Here is a 973-nt window from a genome sequence, read left to right on the forward strand (position 1 = left end):
GTGTCTCGCAGCTCACAGTCAGAGGGAGTATAACAAGTAAGAGCAAGCTTCTATATAAGGTTTTATGCATTGTCATTATCCTTAATTAACGAGGCTTATTTAAAGTAATAGCTAATGGACTTTAAATATTATCCTCAACAAAAGGCACTAGACCATCACGGCGCATCCAAGTCGCGATAGAATAGCGCTGCCGATGGGCAATTTGTACTTGATGTTGTAAGTCACTATCAAATATGACCAGTCGATTGGCAACAGGCATGACATTATGATTGATGCCATGTTTGTCGATTACTTCTAACGCACCGCCATCACTATCACGCCAATCATCATTGAGATAAAACACCGCCGAGATAACGCGCTCATCACGTCCAGCCGGGTTATCGCTATGCCATTGATAGCCAAAACCTACCGGATAACAAGCGTAATGTGCCTCACTATGGCGAATACCAGCAAACAAGCTTTGATTGAATAAAGCAGCAAGCGCATTGATACTTTGCAAATAATAGTAGCCTGCAAAAAAGTTTTCGGTAATCCAGCGAATGCGATCACCGCGAATATCGCTAACCCGAATGCCGGCCGTCAGCTCTGCGTCACGATAGTCAATAAAACCGCTCTCAGATTGCAGAGCCAGTAGCGCTTTATTTTCAAACACATCGTCAATAATCATCCAGCCATCGTCTACAAACTTATCTAGCTGTTTATCGGTTAGCTTATTTTGCCAATCGACATCAAAGTCGGAAAATTGTAATTCACGCTGAGTGAGCGGTGTTTGATTTTTATCATCGCTCGGTGGATATAATAATGGAGGATTATCCTGTCCAATCGGTTGATCAACGACTAACTGTGTTACCTCAAGATTGCTAATAATCTGCGTCATTTTGCCTCGCCGTTATCAATAAACATGCCATTCACTGTCAATACACAGCCAATCCATGCCTTTTTACCAAAACCATCGTTATCTTTTACTCTGCCT

At 42.2% G+C, this 973-nt stretch carries 1 protein-coding gene; it reads right to left on the reverse strand.

The features are described from left to right. Nucleotides 1–121 precede the first annotated feature (121 nt). Nucleotides 122–877 (reverse strand): 2OG-Fe(II) oxygenase, encoded by a 756-nt coding sequence (locus V7D75_RS09625; protein WP_333614389.1) that lies wholly within the window; start codon nt 875–877, stop codon nt 122–124. Between the last annotated feature and the right edge of the window lie 96 nt (nt 878–973).

The organism is Psychrobacter sp. (genome assembly GCF_036731945.1).
GTDB lineage: Bacteria > Pseudomonadota > Gammaproteobacteria > Pseudomonadales > Moraxellaceae > Psychrobacter.

What these genes read in the sequence shown, in the direction of transcription:
- V7D75_RS09625 (WP_333614389.1), bottom strand. Translation starts at nt 877, where the DNA reads ATGACGCAGATTATTAGCAATCTTGAGGTAACACAGTTAGTCGTTGAT.